Origin of the sequence: Streptomyces sp. CB02980, assembly GCF_014451325.2 — a bacterium.
In the GTDB taxonomy this organism is placed as follows: domain Bacteria; phylum Actinomycetota; class Actinomycetes; order Streptomycetales; family Streptomycetaceae; genus Streptomyces.
The window spans coordinates 23,910-39,157 of record NZ_JACSCH020000017.1 but is presented as its reverse complement, the minus strand read 5'-3'; the positions used below and the strand labels follow the sequence as shown (position 1 = coordinate 39,157).

Below are 15,248 nucleotides of genomic sequence, written 5' to 3'. Positions count from 1 at the left end.
CTCAGCCTCCCTGGACCGCGGTGAGGACTTCCACCCGGTCGCCTTCGCCGAGGAGTGTCGTCTCCCATTCGCCGCGCGGTACGACCGTCTCGTTGAGGGCGGCGGCGACCCCGGAGCGGGCCTTGGTCAGGGTCGCCACGAGGGCGTCGAGGGAGACGGGGCCGGAGAGCACGCGGGCCTCTCCGTTCACGGACACGTTCATGCGGGCTGCTCCTGACGTACGGACGCGGGCGCGGGGGAGAAACGGCGGGGGGTGAAGGGGCGGGCCTCGTCGGGGAGGACCCCCGTGGTGAGCACCTCGGCCATGACGTCGCCGGTGACGGGGGTGAGCAGGACCCCGTTGCGGTAGTGGCCGGTGGCCAGGTGCAGGCCGGGCAGGGCGGTGGGGCCGAGCAGCGGCGCGTTGTCGGGCGACGCGGGGCGCAGGCCCGCCAGGGTCTCGGTCAGCGGTAGCTCGGTGAGCCCGGGGACGAGTTCGTGGGCGTCGCGCAGCAGCTCGTACACCCCGCCCGCCGTCACCGTGGTGTCCCAGCCGAGTTCCTCGCTGGTGGCGCCGACGACGAGTTCGCCGTTCTCGCGGGGCACCAGGTAGACGTGGCTGCCGCGGACCACGGCCCGGACCGTCCGGGAGAGGAAGGGGGCGTACGGGGCCGGTACGCGCAGCCGCAGCACCTGGCCCTTCACCGGGCGCACCGGCGGAAGCACCTCGTCCGGCACGCCCGCGAGGCGGCCGCTCAGGCTGCCCGCGGCGAGGACGACCTGGTCGGCCGTCAGTTCCCCGCCCCCGGCGAGCACGACACCGCGCGCCCGGTCCCGTACCACCGTCAGGTTCTGCGCGAGGTCGCGGTGGAAGACCACCCCGGCCCGTTCGCAGGCGACGAGGAGCGCGGCGGCGAGCCGGCGCGGATCGACCTGGTGGTCGCCGTCCACCCGGAGCCCGCCGCGCACTCCCGGGGCCAGCATCGGTTCGAGGCGGCGGCACTCGCGGCCGCTGAGCCACTCCGAGGTGAGCCCGCAGCGGGTCTGCAGGGCGTGCAGTTCGCGCAGGTGGGCCCGGTCGTCGGCGTCGAGGGCGACGGCGAGGGTGCCGCAGGCGCGGTAGCCGACGTCGTGGCCGGTGGCCTCCTGAAGCTCGGCGACGAACGCGGGATAGCGCGCGGCGGAGGCGAGGTTGAGCCCGAGGAGGGTCTCCTCGCCGTAGTGGAGTTCGGTGACGGCGGCGAGCATCCCGGCCGCGACGTGGGCGGCGCCGCCGCCCGGGGCCGGGTCGATCACGGCGGTGCGCAGGCCGCGTCGCGCGGCCCCCCAGGCCGTGACAAGGCCGATGATGCCGCCCCCGACGACGAGGACGTCGGCGCCGCGGGCACCGGCCCCGCGGCCGTCGGACGGACCCGCATCGGGCAGACCGGCGGCGGACGGACCCGCATCCGGCACGGCGGCAGCCGGCACGTTCGCGGCGGATGCGGCGGCATCCGGCACGTCCGCCCCGGACGCGCGGTCCCCGGACACATGGACTTCGGACACGTGGACTTCGGAAGAACGCATGGGCGTCCAGCCCCTCCCTTCGCCGGCATGACCCGGATCAGGTTCGTACGGTCGGAGGCCGTCCCAGCCTCCCTCTCAGCCCGGTGCGTCCGGGCTCCCGCGAGTGCTTTACGCCCGACACACTAGCTTCCGCCTCCGGGGGGCCGCAGACCCCTCCCTTCCTGACGGTCCGTCAGATGCGTAAGGTGGTCGGGTGAGCGAGCAGAAGCAGGCACAGCAGCACGTCGTGATCGTCGGCGCCGGCATGGCGGGCGTCCAGACCGCCGTCGCCCTGCGCGAACAGGGTTTCACCGGCCCGGTGACCCTCATCGGGGCCGAGCCCCACCAGCCCTACGACCGGCCCCCGCTCTCCAAGGCCGTCCTCCTCGGCAAGGCCGAGGGCTCCGCCTTCGACGTCGACTTCGAGGAGCTCGGCGTCGAACTCCGCCTCGGCCTCGACGTCACCGGGCTGCGCGCCGACGACCACGAGATCGACACCGAGGCCGGGCCCGTCGCGTACGACATCCTGGTCGTCGCCACCGGCGCCCAGCCGATCACCCTGCCCGGCACCGAAGGCGTCCCCGGGGTCCATCTGCTGCGGACCCTCGACGACGCCGTCCGCCTCGGGCCCGTCCTGGAGCGCCGGCACAGCGTCGTGGTCGTCGGAGCCGGCTGGATCGGCGCGGAGTTCGCCACCGCCGCCCGCGAGGCCGGCTGCGCCGTCACCGTCGTCGAGGCCGCCGACCGCCCCCTCGCCGGAGCCCTGCCCGTCGAGGTCACCGCCCCCATGGCCGAGTGGTACGGCGAGAACGGCGCCGAACTCCTCACCCACGCGCGCGTCCGCACCGTCGAGCCCGGTGAGCCGGGGAGGGTCGTCCTCGCCGACGGCCGGGAGCTGCCCGCCGACGCCGTCGTCGTCGGCATCGGCGCCCTCCCCGCCACCGGATGGCTCACCGGCTCCGGGATCGCCCTCGACCCGAGCGGGGCCGTCACCGCCGACGAGCGGCTGCGCACCAGCCTGCCCGATGTGTACGCCGTCGGGGACTGCGCCTCCTTCCCCTCCGCCCGCTACGGGCGACGCCTCCTCGTCCACCACTGGGACAACGCGCTCCAGGGCCCCCGCACGGTCGCCGCGACGATCACCCGGTCCGGTACGGGGGCGGACTCCGGGCCGTACGACCCCGTCCCGTACTTCTGGTCCGAGCAGTTCGGCCGCTTCGTCCAGTACGCCGGGCACCACGCGGACGCGGACGAGCTGCTCTGGCGCGGCGACCCGGCGGAGAAGACCTGGTCCGTGCTGTGGCTGCGGGCCGGGGTCCCGGTGGCCCTGCTCGCGGTCGGCCGCCCCCGCGACCTGGCCCAGGGCCGCAAGCTCATCGAGACGGCCACCGCCGTCGACCCCACGCGCGCGGCGGACCCCTCCGTCCCCCTGAAGGCGGCAGTCGCCTAGGCCCCGACTACCGACTGTCAGTCCGGGATGGCAGGCTTGTCCTGTGACCGAGATTGACGTAAAGATCGATGCGCTCGTCCCCGCCTGGCTCTATGTGCCCGACATCGCGGAGATGCTCGATGTCGAGGTGACGCGCGTGCGGCAGCTGATCAAGGACGGTCAGCTCATCGCCGTGCGCCGTGGAGAGAACAACGCCCTGCAGATCCCCGCCGCCTTCATCCAGGGCGACAAGATCGTCAAGGGGCTCGTCGGGCTCCTGACCGTACTGCGGGACGACGGCTTCACCGACGAGGAGATCCTGGAGTGGCTCTTCACTCCGGACGAGAGCCTGCCGGGCACGCCCGCGCAGGCGCTCAACGAGAACCGCGGCACGGAGGTGAAGCGCCGCGCCCAGGCGCTCGCCATCTGACGCGCCACCGAAGGACACCATGAGCGGATGTCGCGGCGACCGGCCCCACGGCCGGGCCGCCGCGGCCCCGCGCCACCGACGCGGGGAACCCCGCGCCGCACCGCCGGGGTACCGCCCCGCGACACCCACGGGGAGCGACCCCGTGCCACCGACGGGGGGAACCACCCATGCCCACGCCTCGTGAGCTGCTCGCCGACGCCCGGCTCTACCTGTGCACCGACGCCCGGAAGCGCCAGGGCGACCTGCCCGCCTTCCTCGACGCCGTGCTCTCCTCCGGCGTGGACATCGTGCAGCTCCGCGACAAGGGCATGGAGGCGGGTGAGGAGCTGGAGCACCTCGCCGTCTTCGCCGAGGCCGCCCGCCGGCACGGCAGGCTCCTCGCCGTGAACGACCGGGCCGACGTCGCCCACGCCATCGGCTCCGACGTACTGCACCTGGGCCAGGGCGACCTGCCCGTGCCCGCCGCCCGGGCGATCCTCGGCGGCCGTGACGACGTACTGATCGGCCGCTCCTGCCACGCCGAGACCGAGGCGGCCGCGGCCGCCGTCGAGCCCGGCGTCGACTACTTCTGCACCGGCCCCTGCTGGCCCACCCCCACCAAGCCCGGACGGTACGCGCCGGGCCTCGGCCTCGTGCGGTACACGGCGGGCCTGGCCCAGGACCGCCCCTGGTTCGCCATCGGCGGCATCGACGAGTCGAATCTGGACGAAGTCCTGGACGCGGGCGCGCGCCGGATCGTCGTCGTCCGGGCCATCACCGAGGCCGACGACCCGGCCGCCGCGACGGCCGCGCTCGCCAAGCGGGTACGGGAGCGCGCGGGGGAGTAGGGCCTCCGTCCGGCGGCTCGGGGCTCGTGGGGCGGCGCCGGGGGATCCGTCGGAGGTTCGTCCATCGATCCGCCCCGCCGACTGTCCAAAACTGTGTCCACCACTCGGACGGCGTTCACGCACCTCCGCGCAGCCCGTCTAACCTGCCCGTATGGCCCTTGGTACCGCTTCCGTCCGTTCGGACCGCGCCCGCACGGTCCGCGAGATCCTCGCCTCCGGCGGCACGTCGTACTCCTTCGAGTTCTTCGCGCCCCGGACCGAGAAGGGCGAGCAGGTCCTCTGGAACGCGATGCGCCGCGTCGAGGCGGTCGGCCCCAGCTTCGTCTCCGTGACCTACGGCGCCGGCGGCTCCACCCGCGGCGGCACCGTCAAGGCCACCCAGAAGATCGCCTCCGACACCACGCTCACCCCGGTCGCCCACCTCACGGCCGTCGACCACTCGGTCGCCGAGCTGCGCAACGTCCTCGGCCAGTACGCCGACGCCGGCATCCGCAACATGCTCGCCGTCCGCGGCGACCCGCCGGGCGACCCGCTGGGGGACTGGGTCGAGCACCCCGAGGGCGTCAAGTACGCCGCCGACCTCGTCCGGCTGATCAAGGAATCGGGCGACTTCTGCGTCGGCGTCGCCGCCTTCCCGGAGATGCACCCCCGCTCCCTCGACTGGGACACGGACATCCGGCACTTCGTGGACAAGTGCCGCGCCGGTGCCGACTATGCGATCACCCAGATGTTCTTCGACCCCGAGAACTATCTGCGGCTGCGGGACAGCGTCGCCAAGGCGGGCTGCGAGACCCCGATCATCCCCGAGGTCATGCCCGTTGTGAACGTGAAGACCCTCGGCCGACTGCACCAGCTGAGCAACGCTCACTTCCCCGCGGATGTGAAAGAGCGCATCCTCGCCGTCAAGGACGATCCCGCCGCTGTACGCTCCATCGGTATCGAGTTCGCGACGGAGTTCTGCGCGCGGCTGCTCTCCGAGGGTGTCCCCGGACTGCACTTCATCACGCTGAACAGCTCCACCGCGATCGAGATCTACGAGAATCTCGGACTGCACCAGCAGTCGTGACCGGTCGTACCCGCCCCGACCCGCGGCGGTGACCGTGGAGAGGGGCGGCGGGGCATGGGGTGGACGGTCCTCTACATCGCATTCGGCGTGGTTGCGCTGTGGCTGCTGGGGGAGGTGCTCCTCCAGTACAAGGCGCGACTGCGCTGGCGGGTGCTCGCCTTCTGCGGCTTCCTCGGCGTGGTCCTCGGCGTCCTGCTGTCCCTGGTGGCGGTCATCATCGTCGGGGCGGTCGCCTTCGCCGTCGGCCAGACCTATGTGACGCTCTCCTTCCGCCGCGGCTTCTCCACCGGCTGGGCGCTCGGCGGCAACCCGGGCGCGAGCCGTCGCCGCAGGTCCGCCGCTCCGCCGCAGGCCGGACCCACCCTCGAGGTCACCGAGCTCTCCTACGAGGCCGAGCACACCCCGTACGCCGGACCCGAGGGGGCCGAGGCTCCGTCCGCCGCCGAGACCACCGCGGTCTACGAGCCCCTGCCGATGCCCGAGGACACCGGCCAGTACGGCGTCTACAACATGGGCCAGGACCCGGCCCACGGCGCCTCCCAGGCCCCCGGCACCGGATACGAGACGGGCTACCAGACCGGGTACGACCCCTACGCGCCCGCGTACGAGCAGCAGCAGCCCGCCTACGACTACGGCCAGGCCGCCGGGCAGCAGCAGTACGCCGCCTACTCCGACCCGTACATCGGCCCCGGTACGGACGGCCAGCAGTACGGCTCGTACTACGGCGACCCGTACGCCCCCTCGTACACCTACGACACCCCGCCCGGCGGGGTCTGGGTCCCGCAGCAGCGCGACACCGACCAGCCGCCCCAGCCGCAGCAGCAGCCACAGGGACCGGGCCAGTACGGCTACGAGCCGCACCCGGACGACCAGCAGCAGTACCGGTACTGACCGACCGTGGGGCCCGGCGCATCCGCCGGGCCCCACGTCCGTCTACCGGGAGCCGCGGAAGTCCGCGCCCTCCACGATGAACCCGGCCACCAGCGCGCCCGACATGCCCGCGTGGGCAAGCCCGCCGCCCGGGTGGGACCAGCCCCCGGCGAACCAGAGGCCCGGCAGCGGCGAGCGGTTGCCGGCCGGGAGCAGCCGTCCGCCGGCCCCGCCGAGCGCGGGCCCCGGCACCTCGGCGACGCCCGTGTCCCGCCGTACGTCCTCCGGGGTGCGGACGTGCCGCCACAACAGCCGCTCCCGCAGCCCCGGGACCGCGTACCCGGCCGCCTCGACCATCCGCCCGGCGAAGGCCTCCCACGCGGCCGCGTCCCGCTCCGGAGACGTACGCACGGTCGCCGTGACCGTCACCGACTCGTGGTCCGCGTCCGGGCGCAGCGCCGGGTCGTCCGGGCGCAGCACCGTCACCGTCGGCCGCTCGCCCGCCGCGTGGACGACGGTGCGGTGGACCGCCTCCGCCTCGCGGGGACCGCGCAGCGCCAGACAGACCGTCACCCGGCCGGTCCCGGTGACCTGGTGGTGCGGCCGGTCGTCGCCGTGGCCCCACTCGACGACGTGATCGCGGTAGAGAGCGGGCACCGGGGCACCCGAGACGACATGGTCGGCCTCGACGGTCTTGCCGCCCGCCAGGCGCACACCGACCGCCCGGCCGTCCTTCTCCAGGACGTCCTCCACGGGCGTGTCGAAGACGAACTCGACCCGCCGCTTCCGGCAGCGCTCGTACACCGCGTCGGCGAGCGCCCGCAGGCCCCCGCCCACGTACCAGCTGCCGAAGGTCTGCTCCATGTACGGCAGGACGGCGGCCGAGGCCGGGGCCGTCGCCGGGTCGAAGCCGTACGACCACGCGTACGCGTCGAGGAGGGCGGCGAGCCGGGGGTCCCGCAGCTCCCGTGCCCCGACCTGCGCGAGCGTCGTCGTCGGGCGGCGCAACAGGCCCGCCTTCAGGGCCGGGTACGGCTCACGGGCCAGCGGCGCCGGGTCGGCGGGCTGCGGCTCCTCCAGGAGCGGGCGGCGGGTGCGGTCCCAGGCCTCGCGGGCCCGGACCAGGAACTCGCCCCACCGCTCGCCCGCGCCGGCGCCGAGCGCGGTGTCCAGGGCGGCGATCGTGCCGGCCCGGGAGGCGTTCGGCAGGTCCACGCGGGTGTCGTCGGCGAAGACATGACGGCTGGCCGGGTCGACCTGCGTCAGCGTGACGCACTCCTCCAGCGGTTCCCTGCCGGTCTTCACGAACAGGTCCCGGTACACGGCGGGCAGATGCAGCAGTCCCGGGCCCGTGTCGAACGCGAACCCGTCGCGCGCGAAGCGGCCGACCGCCCCGCCGTACGTCGTCCCCCGCTCGTACACCGTCACCCGGTGGCCCGCCACGGCCAGCCGGGCCGCCGCCGCCATGGCGCCGAGTCCCGCGCCGATCACCACAATCCGTGCCATGTCAGCGACCCTATCCGGCGCCTCGGACAGTCCCGAACGGGCTCAGAAGTGTTCCGAACCGTCGCCGGACGGCGGCCGGGCGCGGGCGCGCGCCTCCGCGTCCGCGAGCCGTCTCTCCTCGCGCCGCTGCGACCTGCGGCGCAGGAAGCGACGGATCCGCTGGGCGAGGAAGATCAGTATCACCAGGCCGCCGATGAGCAGCGCGCCCGCGATGCTCGCCGCCGCCACCGGATGGAAGAGCGCGAAGGTGACGATGGCCGCCACCCCGAGGTCCTCCGCCAGGCTCAGCGCGACGTTGGAGAACGGCTCGGGCGTGGTGTTGACCGCCATCCTCGTCCCGGCCTTGACGAAGTGGCTCAGCAGGGCCGTCGAACCGCCGACCGCGCCCGCCGCCAGCTCGGGCAGCGAACCGTTCTGCCCGGCGAGCAGGGCGCCGACCACGGCCCCCGCGATCGGCCGGATCACCGTGTGGACGGCATCCCATATCGAGTCGACGTACGGGATCTTGTCCGCCACCGCCTCGCACAGGAAGAGCACGCCGGCCACGACGAGGACATCGGTGCGCTGCAAGGACTCGGGCACCTCGTCGGTGAGCCCGGTCGCGCCGAATACGCCGAACAGCAGGACCACCGCGTACGCGTTGATCCCGCTCGCCCAGCCGCTGGTGAACACCAGGGGGAGTACGGACACGCCCGCGATCGTAACCAGTCTGAGTACCCGTACCTAGGGGGCGAGATGAGTAGGTACGCGGATGAGTCCGGGACGCAGAGACGGAAGAGTGGAGTCCACGGAAGGGGCGCGGCCCCGGGAACCGCCGACACGGGGCGGCGGAACCGGGGCCGCGTGCCTGCCGCAACGGGGCACGGGGGTGTCACGGGGGACGTACGGCGAAGGCCGGTCCGGCGAGGCTCGGGGGGATCGAGCCTCGAAGGACCGGCCTTCTCCGTACCGGCGGACAGGGTCTAACGGCCGCCCACCCGGCCGTGCAGCAGCCGCGAGAGCGCCGCGTGCACGTCGTCGAGCGAACGCTCGCTCTGGAAGGCCTGCCAGTCGAGCGCCGCCACGAGCACCATCCCGACCAGCGCCGCCGCCGTCAGCTGGACGTCGATCTCGTCACTCAGCTCACCGGCCGCGACCGCCTCCCGCAGCACCCCCTCGACCACCGCGACCGCCTCCTGGCGGACCACCAGGAGCGTGGAGTTCCAGGCCCGGTTGGTGCGCCAGAGCTCGGCCACGTACAGCTGGGTGAAGGCCGGGTAGCGGTCGATGAAGACGAGTCCCGCCCGGATCATCGCGTCCAGCGCGTCGACCCGGCTCCCGCCGCGCGCGGAGGTCTCCTCGGCCGCCGTCCGCAGCGAGGCCGTGAGCAGCGACACCCCATGGCGCAGCAGCTCCTCGAAGAGCTCGGTCTTGCTCTTGAAGTTGTAGTAGACCGTGCCCTTGGCCACGCCGGCCCGCTCGGCGATCTCGTCCACCGTCGTCGCGGAGAAGCCCTGCTCCGCGATGAGGGTGACCGCCGCCTCGTAGAGCTTCGCGCGCGTGGCCTGGCGTCGGGTGCTGCTGCTGTCCATGGGGTCGATTCTCACAGGTGTCGCGGGTGTCACCGGCCCCGTCTCACAGGGTCAGTTCGGGGTGGAGGCGGTCGAGCGTCCAGACCTGCTTCTTGCGGGCGGACACGGCGGTCAGCGCCAGGGCGCCCAGGGTGAACGCGGCGAGCACCGCGCAGGCCTGCCAGACGGGCCTGATCCCGCCGCCCGAGATCAGCCGGCGCAGGGCCTCGACCACGTAGCTCATCGGCAGGAAGGGGTGGACGGCGTTGAAGAAGCCCGGACTGGTCTGGACGGGGTACGTGCCGCCCGCCGAGGTCAGCTGGAGCATCAGCACCGCGAGGACCAGGATCCGGCCGGCCGCGCCGAAGCGGGCGTTGAGCCACTGGATGATCGCGGAGAAGCAGCAGGTGACCAGGGCGAGGAAGCCGACGGTTCCGGCGGCGCGGTCCATCTGGAGGCCGAGGCCCCAGTGCAGGACCGACATGAGGGCCGCGACCTGGAGGACGCCGATCGCCGCCACCGGGAGCCAGCCCGCGAGGGCGATCCGCCAGGCGGAGCCGCCGGCGGCCAGGGCGCGCCGGTTCAGCGGCTGGATGATCATGTACGCGACCATCGCGCCGACCCAGAGGGAGAGCGGGATGAAGTACGGGGCGAAACCGGTGCCGTAGTTCGGCGCCTTGTGCAGCGACTGGGAGGCCAGCTGCACGGGATCGGCCATGACCTCCGTACGCCGGTCGCGGTCCTGCTCGTCGTAGTCGGGGATCCGGTCGACCCCGTCCTTCAGACCGGAGGCGAGGGTGCCCGAGCCGTCGGCCAGCTTGAACAGACCGCCGTCGAGGTCGCCCGCGCCCTTCTTGAGCTTGCCGACGCCGGTGTCGAGGTTCACGGAGCCGGTCTTGGCGCCGGAGATGCCGGTGTGCAGCTTCTCCGCGCCGGCGGCGACCTTCCGCGCGCCCGCGTTGAGCTCGTTGATCTTCCGGATGGCGTCCTCGACGTCCTCGTCGAGGTGCGGGGCGCGGCGGGCCAGCTCGTCGGCCTGCTGCGTGAGCTTCACGAGCCGCGCGTCGAGGGTCTTGAGGTCGCCCTTGCTGCCCTTGGTCAGCTCGTGGACGTCGTCCGCGATGGTGGCGACGTCGCCGGCCGTGACCGAGGCCTCCTTGAGCTTGGCGCAGACGGTGGGGAACTCGGCGGCGGCCGCCGGATTCGCCACGCACTCCTCCTGATGGGCCTTGGCCAGCTCGTCGTCGGCCACGTGCGCCGCGCTGCGGATCACCGGGGCGCGCTTCACCAGGTCGTCGAGGTTGTGGCGGACCGCGGTGGCGGAGTCCGAGACGAGCCGGGCGGTGTCGCGGATCGACCTGCCGTTGTTCGCCAGATAGGGGCGGACCTTGTCGGCGTTGCCGTTCACCTTGTCGGCGAGCGACTGCGTGCCGTTCGCGACCTTGCGGGAGCCGCTCTCCAGGTCCCTGGCGCCCTTGTCGAGCTTCTTCAGGCCGGCGGCCAGGTCGCCGCTGCCGGTCTTGGCGTCCTTGAGGCCGTTCGCCAGGTCCTTCGAGCCCTTCTTCGCCTTGTCCACGCCCTGCTTGAGGTCGCCCGCGCCCTTGGCGGCCTTCGCGGTGGCGTCGTGGATGTCGGAGAAGGAGATGAAGATCTTGTCGAGGAAGGTGCGGGAGGACTTGGTGGAGGCCGCGGTGCGGACCTCGGAGAACACCGTCCGGGAGATCTGGCCGACGATGTAGTTGTTGGCGTCGTTCGTCCGCACCCGCAGGGCGCCGGTCTCGGGGGAGTCGCCCGAGCTGGAGGCGATGCGCGAGCTGAAGTCGCCGGGCATGGTCAGGGACAGGTAGTACGTGCCGTCCTCGACGCCCTTGCGCGCCTCGGCGTCGCTCACCCGGTGCCAGGCGAAGGTCTTGCTGTCCAGCAGACCCTTGGTGATGTCGTCACCGGCGTTGATCTTCTTGCCGTCGGTGGTGGCGCCCCGGTCCTCGTTGACGAGGGCGACGGGGATCTTGTCGAGCCTGCTGTACGGATCCCAGAACGAGTACAGGTACAGGGCGCCGTACAGCAGGGGCAGCAGCAGGATCGCGACGAGCGCGGCGCGCGGCAGCTTTCCCCTGCCGAAGCGCTTCAGCTCAAGCGCGGCCAGTTTCGGCGAGCGCATCGGCCGCCCCCTCCTCGGTCGTGTCTTCGGTGAGATCGCTGTCGGCCTTGGCGGCCTCGTCGGCCTCGTCGGCCTTGCCGGACACCTGGGCGTCGTCCGCCTTGGTGTCGGCTGCGGCGGTGTCGGCGTCGGCGTCGGCGTCGGCGGTGTCGGCCTTGTCGGCGCCGGAGGCGGCTGCGACCTCGGCCTCGGCCTTGGCGGCGGCGGCCTCGGTCTCGTCGGTACGGGCCTCGGTGCCGGGCGCGGTTCCGGCCGCCGCCTTGACGGTGTCGGTGACGGCTGTGGCGGCGTCGAGCGTGGTGATCCGCAGGGCCCCCTCGGGGGCCTCGCTGCAGACCGCCAGGACGGTGGTCCCCGAGTCGGCCACCGAGCGCAGCAGCGCCCAGGCCTCGGCGCGGTCGGCGTCCGAGAGCTTCAGGTCCGTGTCGTCCACGGCGAGCAGCCGGGGCCGGCCGATCAGGGCCAGGGCGATCGAGAGCCGCAGTGCCTCGAGCCGCTCCAGATCTCGTACGGAGGTCCGCTCGCCCTTCGGCAGGGCCGCCAGGTCGAGCCCCGCGGCCGCCACGGCCTCGTCGATCCGGGCCCGGGCCGACGCGCGCCGCTCGGACGGGCGGCGCAGGAAGGTCCGGACGGAGCCGTCGAAACGGCGCTGGAGCAGGGCCCGCTCGCCCAGGTGCTCGGCCACCGTGAAGGCGGGATCGAGCTCGCTGACGCCGGGGACGTGCCCGAGGGCGCTGATCCGGCGCACCGCGGTCATCTTCCTGGGCAGCGCCAGGCCGCCGACCTCGGCGGTGCCCTCCTTGGCCTTCATCCGGCCGGTGAGCGCGAGCAGCAGGCAGGTGCGGCCCGAGCCCGAGGGCCCCTCGATCGCCACCAGCGTGCCCGGCCCGGCCCGGAACGAGACCTCCCGGAAGGCCCAGCCACGCGGCCCCTTCAGCCCGAATCCGTCCACGACGACGGCGGCGCCGTGCGGCCGCTCATCGGCTTCCGCTCCCACGGGCCCACCCCCCGATTCCCCTTTTGAACTGACTGGTCAGTGCAAAAGTTACCCCCGAGTCGGGATTTCCAGCAAAACCCCAGGTCGGGGGGATTGTCAGTGGGGGCGGGCACGATGGACACATACGGCCACGAAGCCGTCACGCGACGACAGGAGGACTCGTCATGGCAAGCCCTTCCGCAGCAGCCGCGCCCCGCCGACGCCCCGCCCCCGCGCAAGCGGGACCCGCGTCCGACATCCACCCCGTCCCGCGCGCCGCCGCCCCGCCGGCGGCCCTCGACCTCCTCGCCAAGGCGCGTGCCGGACTCGCCGAGGCCGCCGCGCTCGACCGCCCCCACGAGCGGTACGCCGCGGCCCACCTCGCCGCCCTGCGGGCCGCCGCCGCCGTGCTGGCCGCCCGGGCCAGGCCCGAGACCGGATCCCGCCGCAGACAGCGGATACGGAGCGCCTGGGAGCTCCTGGCCGAGCTGGCGCCCGAGCTGACGGAGTGGTGCGCCCTCTTCGCCTCCGGAGCCGAGCGCAGGGCCCGCGCCGAGGCCGGGATCGCCGGTGCGGCGACCCGGCGCGAGGCGGACGACCTGCTCAGGGACGCCGCGTACTTCCTGCGCCTGGTCGAGCGGCTGCTCGTCCTCCAGCCGGTGCTGCCCCGGCAGCCGGGCGTGGACGAGGCGGGCGGCTGACCGCGGCGCGGGCCCCGGGGTGCCTTGCCGATCGGGCCGGGCTCGCGGCGTGATCGGCAAGGCACCCCCCAGGCCATAGGGTGGGGGCGTCCGTACCCGTCACCGAGGAGTCAACAGCCGTGCCGGACCCTTCCCCTGTCTTCGGTCGAGAGGCGACCTCGCGCCCGTCGCGCGCCTCCCTGCGTACCGCCGTCGTCTGGGACGTCCTCAAGGAGGCCCTCGACCGCCGGGTCGAGGCCACCGGGAAGGACAGCCTCGACGTCCTCGACACCGGCGGCGGCTCCGGGAACTTCGCGGTGCCGGTCGCCCGCCTCGGCCACCGGGTCACCGTCGTCGACCCCAGCCCGAACGCGCTCTTCGCGCTGGAGCGCCGGGCCGCCGAGGCCGGGGTCGCCGACCTCGTCACCGGCGTCCAGGGCGACATCAGCGGCCTCTTCGACGTGGCCGGGCGCGAGAGCTACGACGCGGTGCTCTGCCACGGGGTCCTGGAGTACGTCGACGACCCCGCCGAGGGCGTGCGGAACGCGGTCGCCGCGCTCCGGCCCGCCGGCAGCCTCAGCCTGCTCGCCGCCGGACTCGGCGGCGCGGTCCTGGCCCGCGCCCTCGCCGGACACTTCACCGAGGCCCGGCACGCGCTCTCCGACCCGGCGGGCCGCTGGGGTGCGGGCGATCCCGTACCCCGGCGCTTCACCGCCGAGCAGCTCACCGAACTGGCCGACGGGGCCGGTCTGGACGTCGGCGCGGTGCACGGTGTCCGGCTCTTCGCCGACCTCGTTCCGGGCGTCCTCGTCGACACCGAACCCGGCGCGGCCGAGGCCCTGCTCAAGCTGGAGGCGGCCGCCGCCGAGCTGCCCTCCTTCCACGCCATCGCCACCCAGCTGCACGTACTGGGCGAGAAGCGGGCCTGAGCCGGACGGCCACCCGTCCGGCGGCGCGGGGCGCGGCACTCCATGGAGTACGCCACAGCCCGCCCGATAACGGGCTCTGCCCCGTATGATCGGGGGACAGCATCCGGCATGACGGAGGAGGGCCTGGGGAATCAACGCCTCAGCAACCGATCCGCATGGCGGCCCGGATTGGCTATTCGGCATTGAGGGCGGGTTTCACGGGGGCGATTCCCTGCCTATCCTGAAAGGGCCGCAAACCGGTCGCCCCCGCGACCGACGACTAGGAGGACTCCGTGCCGCTCTCGGAGCACGAGCAGCGAATGCTCGAGCAGATGGAGCGAGCGCTGTACGCCGAAGATCCCAAGTTCGCGACAGCGCTCGAGGGAAGCGGACTGCGTACGTACACCCGGCGACGGGTCTACCAGGCAGTCGCCGGCTTCCTGGTGGGTATCGCGCTCCTCATGGCCGGAATGGTCGCACAGCAGATCTGGATCAGCGTGGTGGGATTCCTCGTCATGCTGGGCTGCGCGGTCCTGGCGGTCACCGGATGGCGCAAGGCGCCGAAGCCGGGTGAGCAGCAGCAGGCCACCAGGGGTGGGACGACGGCCGGTGGCCGTCAGACCCGGCAGCGACGCTCCATGATGAACCGGATGGAAGAGCGGTGGCAGCGCCGCCGCGACGAGCAGCAGGGTGGCGGCCACTGACGGCCCCCTGAGCGGAGGCCCCGCGCAACGAATCCGACGAAGCCCCGTGGCGCCCGCGCGAATGCGCCGGCCGCGGGGCTTCGTCGTGCCCGCCTGCGACGCCGCCGCCCGCCGCCCTCGTTGTGGGCATGTTCCTCCCCCCGACTCCGTCCGGGGGGACCTCCAGGGGCGGTGCCCACCCCGCCCGGGCCGCCGCTCTCGCCGCCCGCCCCCGTTGTGGGCAGTCGTTCCGCTGGGGCGGAACGGGTGGGCACAACGGAACGGCGCCCTGTGCCGGGCCTAGGCTTCCGCGCCTGAGCCCGCACCCCATGTGCGGTGCACAGTCGGGTGCGGGCCAGGGCGCAAGGGGCGGAGGCGCCGCCAGAGGGCGCCGTCCCGTGTGCCCACCCGTCCCGCCCTGCGGGACGATTGCCCACACGGCGGGGGTGAGGGCGGCAGCCCGCGTGCGGGTCGGTGGCGGCCGGGCACGGCGAGGGCCCCGCCCGGGGCGCGGTGGTGGCCGGCATGGCGAGGGGCCCCGCTCGGGGCGCGGTGGTGGCCGGGTATGGCGAGGGGCCCCGCTCGGGGCGCGGTGGTGGCCGCGAGCGGGGCCCGTATGGATGCAGGCGGAGGCCCGG

15 protein-coding genes and 1 riboswitch are annotated in these 15,248 nt (G+C 73.7%); of the genes, 8 read left to right on the top strand and 7 right to left on the bottom strand.

What is annotated here, in order from left to right:
- Position 1: 1 nt before the first annotated feature.
- Entirely contained in the window at positions 2-202 is a 201-nt protein-coding gene (gene thiS, locus E0F75_RS29880) for a sulfur carrier protein ThiS (protein ID WP_030314461.1), read from the bottom strand.
- Positions 199-1,545, bottom strand: a complete 1,347-nt coding sequence (thiO, locus tag E0F75_RS29875) for a glycine oxidase ThiO (RefSeq protein ID WP_229314071.1) — start codon at positions 1,543-1,545, stop codon at positions 199-201. The genes thiS and thiO overlap by 4 nt, the downstream gene beginning before the upstream one ends.
- Positions 1,543-1,656, bottom strand: a riboswitch (TPP riboswitch). Its footprint overlaps the gene before it by 3 nt.
- Positions 1,657-1,738: 82 nt before the next feature.
- On the opposite strand from thiO, the gene E0F75_RS29870 reads away from it, so the two are divergent.
- The 5 genes from E0F75_RS29870 to E0F75_RS29850 all read left to right on the top strand — a co-directional run bounded on the left by E0F75_RS29870 (position 1,739) and on the right by E0F75_RS29850 (position 6,167).
- Positions 1,739-2,974, top strand: coding sequence for an FAD-dependent oxidoreductase (locus E0F75_RS29870; protein WP_229314070.1), 1,236 nt, complete (start codon positions 1,739-1,741; stop codon positions 2,972-2,974).
- Positions 2,975-3,017: 43 nt separating this feature from the next.
- Positions 3,018-3,383, top strand: a complete 366-nt coding sequence (locus E0F75_RS29865) for an Rv2175c family DNA-binding protein (protein ID WP_229314069.1) — start codon at positions 3,018-3,020, stop codon at positions 3,381-3,383.
- A 167-nt stretch (positions 3,384-3,550) separates the two neighbouring features.
- On the top strand, positions 3,551-4,210 hold the full coding sequence (thiE, locus tag E0F75_RS29860) for a thiamine phosphate synthase (protein WP_229314068.1): 660 nt from the start codon (positions 3,551-3,553) through the stop codon (positions 4,208-4,210).
- Between the two features lie 151 nt (positions 4,211-4,361).
- Positions 4,362-5,276 (top strand): methylenetetrahydrofolate reductase [NAD(P)H], encoded by a 915-nt coding sequence (gene metF, locus E0F75_RS29855; protein ID WP_229314067.1) that lies wholly within the window; start codon positions 4,362-4,364, stop codon positions 5,274-5,276.
- A gap of 54 nt (positions 5,277-5,330) precedes the next feature.
- Positions 5,331-6,167, top strand: a complete 837-nt coding sequence (locus tag E0F75_RS29850; RefSeq protein ID WP_229314066.1) for a hypothetical protein — start codon at positions 5,331-5,333, stop codon at positions 6,165-6,167.
- A 42-nt stretch (positions 6,168-6,209) separates the two neighbouring features.
- Here E0F75_RS29850 and E0F75_RS29845 read toward each other — a convergent pair whose 3' ends face one another.
- From E0F75_RS29845 to E0F75_RS29825, 5 genes are all read right to left on the bottom strand, one after another.
- The gene (locus E0F75_RS29845; protein WP_229314065.1) at positions 6,210-7,652 is read right to left on the bottom strand and encodes an NAD(P)/FAD-dependent oxidoreductase; all 1,443 of its coding nucleotides are present in this window, start codon (positions 7,650-7,652) and stop codon (positions 6,210-6,212) included.
- Between the two features lie 42 nt (positions 7,653-7,694).
- Positions 7,695-8,342: a DUF4126 domain-containing protein gene (locus tag E0F75_RS29840; protein WP_229314064.1), complete on the bottom strand. Its 648-nt coding sequence runs from the start codon at positions 8,340-8,342 to the stop codon at positions 7,695-7,697.
- A gap of 272 nt (positions 8,343-8,614) precedes the next feature.
- Positions 8,615-9,223 (bottom strand): TetR/AcrR family transcriptional regulator, encoded by a 609-nt coding sequence (locus E0F75_RS29835; RefSeq protein ID WP_229314063.1) that lies wholly within the window; start codon positions 9,221-9,223, stop codon positions 8,615-8,617.
- Between the two features lie 43 nt (positions 9,224-9,266).
- Positions 9,267-11,363 (bottom strand): YhgE/Pip domain-containing protein, encoded by a 2,097-nt coding sequence (locus E0F75_RS29830; RefSeq protein ID WP_229314062.1) that lies wholly within the window; start codon positions 11,361-11,363, stop codon positions 9,267-9,269.
- A complete protein-coding gene (locus E0F75_RS29825) occupies positions 11,335-12,360 on the bottom strand; it encodes an ATP-binding cassette domain-containing protein (RefSeq protein WP_229314061.1) in 1,026 nt (341 codons plus the stop codon). Before E0F75_RS29825 ends, E0F75_RS29830 begins: the two co-directional genes overlap by 29 nt.
- 164 nt (positions 12,361-12,524) lie before the next feature.
- On the opposite strand from E0F75_RS29825, the gene E0F75_RS29820 reads away from it, so the two are divergent.
- The 3 genes from E0F75_RS29820 to E0F75_RS29810 all read left to right on the top strand — a co-directional run bounded on the left by E0F75_RS29820 (position 12,525) and on the right by E0F75_RS29810 (position 14,631).
- On the top strand, positions 12,525-13,040 hold the full coding sequence (locus tag E0F75_RS29820) for an SAV_6107 family HEPN domain-containing protein (RefSeq protein ID WP_229314060.1): 516 nt from the start codon (positions 12,525-12,527) through the stop codon (positions 13,038-13,040).
- A 119-nt stretch (positions 13,041-13,159) separates the two neighbouring features.
- Positions 13,160-13,948: a bifunctional 2-polyprenyl-6-hydroxyphenol methylase/3-demethylubiquinol 3-O-methyltransferase UbiG gene (locus E0F75_RS29815; RefSeq protein ID WP_229314059.1), complete on the top strand. Its 789-nt coding sequence runs from the start codon at positions 13,160-13,162 to the stop codon at positions 13,946-13,948.
- Positions 13,949-14,220: 272 nt separating this feature from the next.
- Positions 14,221-14,631 (top strand): DUF3040 domain-containing protein, encoded by a 411-nt coding sequence (locus E0F75_RS29810; protein ID WP_030314489.1) that lies wholly within the window; start codon positions 14,221-14,223, stop codon positions 14,629-14,631.
- Positions 14,632-15,248 lie beyond the last annotated feature (617 nt).